This window comes from Vibrio zhanjiangensis (assembly GCF_030161235.1).
Classification (GTDB): Bacteria; Pseudomonadota; Gammaproteobacteria; order Enterobacterales; family Vibrionaceae; genus Vibrio; species Vibrio zhanjiangensis.
Window position 1 is genome coordinate 38,327 of record NZ_BSPW01000003.1, and the last position, 6,458, is coordinate 44,784.

General features: G+C 43.2%; 9 protein-coding genes. All 9 read left to right on the forward strand.

Features of this window, described 5'->3' with window-relative positions; translation table 11 throughout:
- Positions 1 to 105: 105 nt before the first annotated feature.
- Positions 106 to 894, forward strand: coding sequence for an FKBP-type peptidyl-prolyl cis-trans isomerase (gene fkpA, locus QQK21_RS00670; protein ID WP_284190277.1), 789 nt, complete (start codon positions 106 to 108; stop codon positions 892 to 894).
- Positions 895 to 1,063: 169 nt separating this feature from the next.
- Positions 1,064 to 1,786 carry a helix-turn-helix transcriptional regulator gene (locus QQK21_RS00675; protein WP_284190278.1) on the forward strand — a complete coding sequence of 241 codons (723 nt, stop codon included), beginning with the start codon at positions 1,064 to 1,066 and terminating at the stop codon, positions 1,784 to 1,786.
- Positions 1,783 to 2,178, forward strand: a complete 396-nt coding sequence (tusD, locus tag QQK21_RS00680) for a sulfurtransferase complex subunit TusD (RefSeq protein WP_284190279.1) — start codon at positions 1,783 to 1,785, stop codon at positions 2,176 to 2,178. The genes QQK21_RS00675 and tusD overlap by 4 nt, the downstream gene beginning before the upstream one ends.
- Positions 2,175 to 2,531, forward strand: coding sequence for a sulfurtransferase complex subunit TusC (gene tusC, locus QQK21_RS00685; protein ID WP_284190280.1), 357 nt, complete (start codon positions 2,175 to 2,177; stop codon positions 2,529 to 2,531). Before tusD ends, tusC begins: the two co-directional genes overlap by 4 nt.
- A 7-nt stretch (positions 2,532 to 2,538) precedes the next feature.
- Positions 2,539 to 2,814 (forward strand): sulfurtransferase complex subunit TusB, encoded by a 276-nt coding sequence (gene tusB / locus QQK21_RS00690; RefSeq protein ID WP_284190281.1) that lies wholly within the window; start codon positions 2,539 to 2,541, stop codon positions 2,812 to 2,814.
- A gap of 185 nt (positions 2,815 to 2,999) precedes the next feature.
- A complete protein-coding gene (rpsL, locus tag QQK21_RS00695) occupies positions 3,000 to 3,374 on the forward strand; it encodes a 30S ribosomal protein S12 (RefSeq protein ID WP_004399892.1) in 375 nt (124 codons plus the stop codon).
- Between the two features lie 117 nt (positions 3,375 to 3,491).
- Entirely contained in the window at positions 3,492 to 3,962 is a 471-nt protein-coding gene (gene rpsG / locus QQK21_RS00700; RefSeq protein WP_114788003.1) for a 30S ribosomal protein S7, read from the forward strand.
- Between the two features lie 152 nt (positions 3,963 to 4,114).
- Positions 4,115 to 6,214, forward strand: a complete 2,100-nt coding sequence (gene fusA, locus QQK21_RS00705; RefSeq protein ID WP_284190282.1) for an elongation factor G — start codon at positions 4,115 to 4,117, stop codon at positions 6,212 to 6,214.
- A gap of 154 nt (positions 6,215 to 6,368) precedes the next feature.
- Positions 6,369 to 6,458, forward strand: a 90-nt coding sequence (locus tag QQK21_RS00710; RefSeq protein ID WP_001982298.1) for a GTP-binding protein, incomplete at its 3' end; no start/stop codon positions are given.

Sequence of the window (6,458 nt, forward strand, 5' to 3'; positions counted from 1 at the left end):
TTTAAACGCATATTGGTTATAGTGGTACAACATACTTGGATGCACCAGTCAAAATTGCAGATTTGTGCACAAAGACAAATGGTTAGCCATTAATTGGAGAGTTAAATGAAATCTATTTTTAAGGTGTCGCTTCTTGCAGCAACCGTCATGTTAGCGGTTGGTTGTCAAAAAGACGATGAAACGAAAGCCGATGCGGCGCCTGCAGTTGATCAAGCAGTAGTGAAAACCGTTGAGTTTAAAACGGACGATGACAAAGCAGCCTATGCAATAGGTGTTTCCTTTGCCAATTATCTAAACTCCAGTCTAGACAAGCCAAATGAAATTGGTATCAACCTCAATAAAGATCTCGTGCTTAAAGGTATTGAGCACGTCTTTGAAGGAAAACCAGAACTTAACGAGGAAGAAACTCGAACTGCACTTGAGTCCTTGGATAAGCGAGTCGCTGAAACAATGCAAAAGCAGTCAGCAGAGAAAGCCGCTGAAGCTAAAAAAGCGGGCGATGATTTCCGCAATGAGTTCGCCAAGCAAGAAGGTGTTAAGAAAACGGAATCTGGTTTGCTTTACCAAGTTGTGACTCCTGCAAAAGGTGAGCACCCTAAAGACACAGATACTGTTCAGGTGCACTACAAAGGGACGCTTATCGATGGCACTCAATTTGATAGCTCTTATGATCGTGGTGAGCCAGCAACCTTCCCTCTAAACCGAGTCATTTCTGGTTGGACTGAAGGCGTTCAACTTATGCCTGTCGGGGCTAAGTACAAGTTCGTTATCCCACCAGAGCTAGCGTATGGCGAGCAAGATACTCCAAGTATTCCTGCGAACTCTACGCTTGTGTTTGAAGTGGAACTACTGAAAATAGATAACGCAGAAGAAGCTGAGCAAGCAGTGCAGTAAGCACAATCTTTTTTGCTAAATAAAAGGCCTGATTTTTCAGGCCTTTTGTTTTTGTATTGGGTTAATAATTTGTTCTAAGTCACTAGATAATGGTGTGGTTAGATGTTCTATTCAAATTTTCTGATAAACTTACACCAATTTGTTGATTTTTCGCTCTAAGGCTTAAAAAGTGACAACGACAGAAACAGTGAATACGGACATGTTACTTGAAATGGAATCGGTAAATGTGATGCCATTTAGTGAGCACGATAAAATTATTCTCAGATCTTATGAGGCAGTAGTCGATGGGATCGCTAGTTTGATAGGCCCATTTTGTGAAATCGTGTTGCACTCATTGGAAGATCTGAATACGTCCGCAATTAAAATTGCTAATGGTGAAAATACAGGCCGTCAGGTGGGATCGCCAATCACAGACCTTGCGCTTAAGATGTTGCGTGATATTGAAGGCTCAGAGCGAAATTTTTCACGCTCCTACTTTACTCGTGCAAAAGGCGGCGTTCTGATGAAGTCAATCACAGTCGCTATCCGCAATGGTGAAAATCGTGTGATAGGTCTGTTGTGTGTGAATGTCAATCTTGATGCGCCATTTTCTCAAGTATTGCAATCTTTCATGCCGACAGAAGAAGCAAAGCAAGCCGCATCTTCGGTGAACTTTGCCAGTGATGTTGAGGAACTGGTGGATAAGACGGTTGAGAGAACGATTGAGGAGATCAATGCCGATAAATCAGTGTCAAACAATACGAAAAATCGCCAGATAGTGATGGAGTTGTATGATAAGGGCATCTTTGATATCAAGGATGCGATTAATCGAGTGGCAGACAGACTCAATATTTCTAAACATACGGTCTATCTCTATATCCGTCAGCGCAAAATAGAGGATGAAGAGAGTTGAGTCCTTTAACTTATACCTTGGTAGTCACTGGTTCTGTGTACGGAAACCAATCTGCACGTACCGCTTACCAATTCGCTTCAAGCCTTATCAATCAAGGCCATCGCTTGGTGAGTGTCTTTTTTTATCAAGATGGTGTAACCAATGGAACATCACTCAGTGTCCCTGCAAACGATGAATTTGATCTCGCCAATGCATGGCAGGTGTTAGCCCAAAAACATAATGTACGTTTGGAAACTTGCGTGGCGGCAGCATTGCGTCGTGGTGTTGTCAGTCAAGATGAGGCTAGTCAACATAACTTGAAACAACATAATCTTGCCAATGGATTTCATCAGGCTGGACTTGGCAGCTTAGCTGAGGCGATGTTGACTCAAAATAGGGTGGTGCAGTTTTGAGTAAGTTAACGTATTTATTTAGGACGGCGCCTCACGGATGCGCCTCTGGGCGTGAAGGGCTGGAAGCGCTTTTGGCCGCTTCTGCCTATTGTGAGGACATTAAAGTCATTTTTATAGGCGATGGCGTCTATCAATTGCTGGTCGGTCAGCAAACTGAAGGTATCCTTAGTAAGGATTACGCACCCATGTTTAAGCTATTCGAACTGTATGATATTGAACAAGTATTTGTGTGTAATGAATCCTTGGCACAAAGAGGCTTAACACAGGCTGATCTGATTATTGAGGCTAAAAGATTAGATGCACAGGGTATTCAGTCTCAGATTCATTGTTCAGATAAAATTCTTTTATTTTAGGATTACCATGCTACATATTGTGAAGTCGCCCTTGGCGTTGGAAGAGATAAACAAAGTCTACCTAGAAAGTGATGCCGTTATACTCATTCAAGATGCTGTATATGCTGCAAATCCACAACACAACCTTTACTCAGCACTAAACAGCTTCAATATTTTTGCCTTACAAAGTGATCTGGAAGCGAGAGGAGTGATTAACCAGGTCAGTTCGGCAGTGAACATCATTGATTATGATGGTTTTGTTACTCTTACTGCGAAGCATCGTAACTCTCTAACTTGGGATTAACTTCACGTAATACCGTCTTTGGTCGCTGGACTTTATCCATCCCTATCCGAGTTGGATAAAAAAGATTCGTATATTTCTTGACACACATCTCACTGCTGAATAGAATTTTGCGTCCCTAATTGTCTTTGATAATTGGGGATAGATTTTTCACAAAGCTTACTTTCAAGTAATTCAGGAGCTAGTTAATGGCAACTATTAACCAGTTGGTACGTAAGCCACGTGCGAAGCAAGTTGTTAAAAGCAACGTGCCAGCACTAGAAGCGTGCCCACAAAAACGTGGTGTATGTACTCGTGTTTACACTACTACACCTAAAAAACCTAACTCAGCACTTCGTAAAGTTTGTCGTGTACGTTTGACAAACGGTTTCGAAGTAACTTCGTACATCGGTGGTGAAGGTCATAACCTTCAAGAGCACTCGGTTGTTCTAATCCGTGGTGGTCGTGTTAAAGACCTTCCTGGTGTGCGTTACCACACTGTACGTGGTGCACTTGACTGTGCAGGCGTTAATGACCGTAAACAAGGTCGTTCTAAGTACGGTGTGAAGCGTCCTAAGTCTTAATGCCCTTCTTATATAAAGAAGCGTTAAGTAAGGCCAAACACCAAAAATTCATTATTAATTTTTGAAGAAACTGAAAAGTTTTGGATAACCTGAAGAATAAGACAACGGAGAAATACCATGCCACGTCGTCGCGTCATTGGTCAGCGTAAGATCCTTCCAGATCCTAAGTTCAAATCTGAACTGCTGGCAAAATTCGTTAACATCCTTATGGTTGACGGTAAAAAATCTACTGCAGAGAAAATTGTTTACACTGCACTAGACACTATGGCTGAGAAATCTGGTAAAGATCACTTAGCTGTATTTGAAGAAGCTCTTGAAAATGTACGTCCTGCGGTAGAAGTTAAGTCTCGCCGTGTGGGTGGTTCAACGTACCAAGTTCCTGTAGAAGTGCGTCCTGTTCGTCGTAACGCACTTGCTATGCGCTGGGTTGTTGAAGCTGCGCGTAAGCGTGGTGAAAAATCTATGGCTGCTCGCCTAGCTGCTGAAATGCTAGACGCTGCAGACAACAAAGGTACTGCTGTTAAGAAACGTGAAGACGTTCACCGTATGGCAGAAGCGAACAAAGCATTCGCTCATTACCGCTGGTAATACCTTTCAGTACCGCGAGGCTCCTCGCGGTACTCATTTAGTTCCTATGCGTAAGCCTAGGAACTATTGCTATATCTAGGGCATAGAAAAACACTGCATCAACTTAATGCAACTAGAAATAGCAATAGTCCCTAATTCAAGAGGATTCAATCGTGGCTCGTAAAACACCTATTGAGCGCTACCGAAATATTGGTATCGTTGCTCATGTAGACGCAGGTAAAACCACCACAAGCGAACGTATTCTGTTCTATACTGGCCTATCTCATAAAATTGGTGAAGTTCACGATGGTGCTGCCACCATGGACTGGATGGAACAAGAACAAGAGCGTGGCATCACAATCACCTCAGCAGCCACGACCACTTTCTGGCGTGGTATGGAAGCGCAGTTTCAAGATCACCGCATCAATATCATAGATACTCCTGGACACGTTGATTTTACCATTGAAGTAGAGCGCTCTCTACGTGTATTGGATGGTGCTGTTGTCGTATTCTGTGGCTCTTCTGGTGTTGAGCCTCAATCTGAAACCGTATGGCGTCAAGCCGATAAGTACCATGTTCCTCGTATGGTGTTCGTCAATAAGATGGACCGTGCTGGTGCAGACTTCCTGCGTGTTATTAATCAAATTAAAAATCGTCTTGGTGCAACGCCTGTTCCTATTCAGCTCAATGTCGGTGCTGAGGAAAACTTCAAAGGTGTGATTGATCTTATCAAGATGAAAATGATCAATTGGAACGAAGAAGACCAAGGTACGACCTTCACTTATGAAGACATCCCTGCTGACATGCTGGAAATGGCCGAAGAGTGGCGCAATAACCTTATTGAATCAGCGGCAGAAGCAAGTGAAGAGCTGATGGATAAGTACCTTGAAGAAGGTGAGCTTACTGAAGCAGAGATTAAACAAGCACTTCGTACCCGTACGTTAAACAATGAAATTGTATTGGCTACGTGTGGTAGTGCGTTTAAAAACAAAGGTGTTCAGGCAGTGCTAGACGCAGTGGTTGAATACTTGCCATCACCTGTTGACGTTCCGGCAATTAAAGGTGTTGATGAAAATGACAATGAAGTTGAGCGTCATGCAGACGATAGCGAACCTTTCTCTGCCCTAGCATTTAAAATTGCCACCGATCCTTTTGTTGGTACTCTGACTTTTATGCGTGTGTACTCTGGAGTCGTGAACTCTGGCGATGCCGTATACAACTCCGTTAAGCAGAAAAAAGAGCGTTTTGGACGTATCGTACAGATGCATTCTAATAAGCGTGATGAAATTAAAGAAGTTCGTGCGGGTGATATTGCCGCTGCGATTGGCTTAAAAGACGTAACGACAGGTGATACCTTGTGTGATCAGAATCATAAGGTGATTTTGGAGCGTATGGAGTTCCCCGAACCTGTTATTCAGATCGCGGTAGAGCCTCGCTCTGTTGCTGATCAAGAAAAAATGGCTATCGCACTTGGCAAGCTTGCAGCAGAAGATCCATCTTTCCGAGTCGAGACGGATAATGAAACGGGTCAAACCTTGATTTCTGGTATGGGTGAGCTTCACCTAGATATCATAGTTGACCGTATGAAACGTGAATTCAGCGTTGACTGTAATGTTGGTAAACCTCAGGTTGCTTATCGAGAAACTATCCGTGGTAGTGCGGAAGTGGAAGGTAAATTTGTACGTCAATCTGGTGGTCGCGGCCAGTATGGTCACGTATGGATCAAACTGGAGCCATCTGAACCTGGTGAAGGTTTTGTCTTTGTTGACGAAATTGTAGGTGGTGTTGTTCCAAAGGAATACATCAGTTCGGTAGCGAAAGGTATCGAAGAGCAAATGAACAGTGGTGTTCTAGCTGGTTATCCAGTACTAGATATTAAAGCAACATTGTTTGATGGTTCTTACCATGATGTTGACTCTAACGAGATGGCGTTTAAGATCGCTGGCTCAATGGCATTCAAGAAAGGATCACTAGAAGCACAACCTGTACTTCTGGAGCCGATGATGAATGTTGAAGTAACCACTCCTGAAGATTGGATGGGTGATGTTGTTGGTGATTTGAACCGTCGCCGCGGCATGATTGAAGGTATGGATGAAGGCGTGGCGGGTATTAAGATCATTCGCGCCCAAGTACCTTTATCTGAAATGTTTGGCTATGCAACTGATTTGCGTTCAGCGACTCAAGGTCGCGCATCATACTCAATGGAGTTCAATGAGTATGCTGAGGTGCCGAAAAACTTTGCACAAGCCATCATTGCAGAGCGTGGTTACTAATAAGGCGTATAAACCTTTAAAAATAGCAAGACTTTTTTGAAGATCAATACGTCCAAATATTGCGCTGACGGACGTTGGCGCATAAAATAGCAAATTCTGGCGCGTCGTGATCAATAACGTTCGCGGCGAATCATAACTAGGAAGGAACACGATCGTGTCTAAAGAAAAATTTGAACGTACTAAACCGCACGTAAACGTTGGTACTATCGGCCACGTTGACCACGGTAAAACAACTCTAACTGCT

Bases quoted from the DNA above. Each gene is read 5' to 3' on its own strand.
- fkpA (WP_284190277.1), top strand. From the start codon at position 106: ATGAAATCTATTTTTAAGGTGTCGCTTCTTGCAGCAACCGTCATGTTA.
- tusB (WP_284190281.1), top strand. From the start codon at position 2,539: ATGCTACATATTGTGAAGTCGCCCTTGGCGTTGGAAGAGATAAACAAA.
- rpsL (WP_004399892.1), top strand. From the start codon at position 3,000: ATGGCAACTATTAACCAGTTGGTACGTAAGCCACGTGCGAAGCAAGTT.
- rpsG (WP_114788003.1), top strand. From the start codon at position 3,492: ATGCCACGTCGTCGCGTCATTGGTCAGCGTAAGATCCTTCCAGATCCT.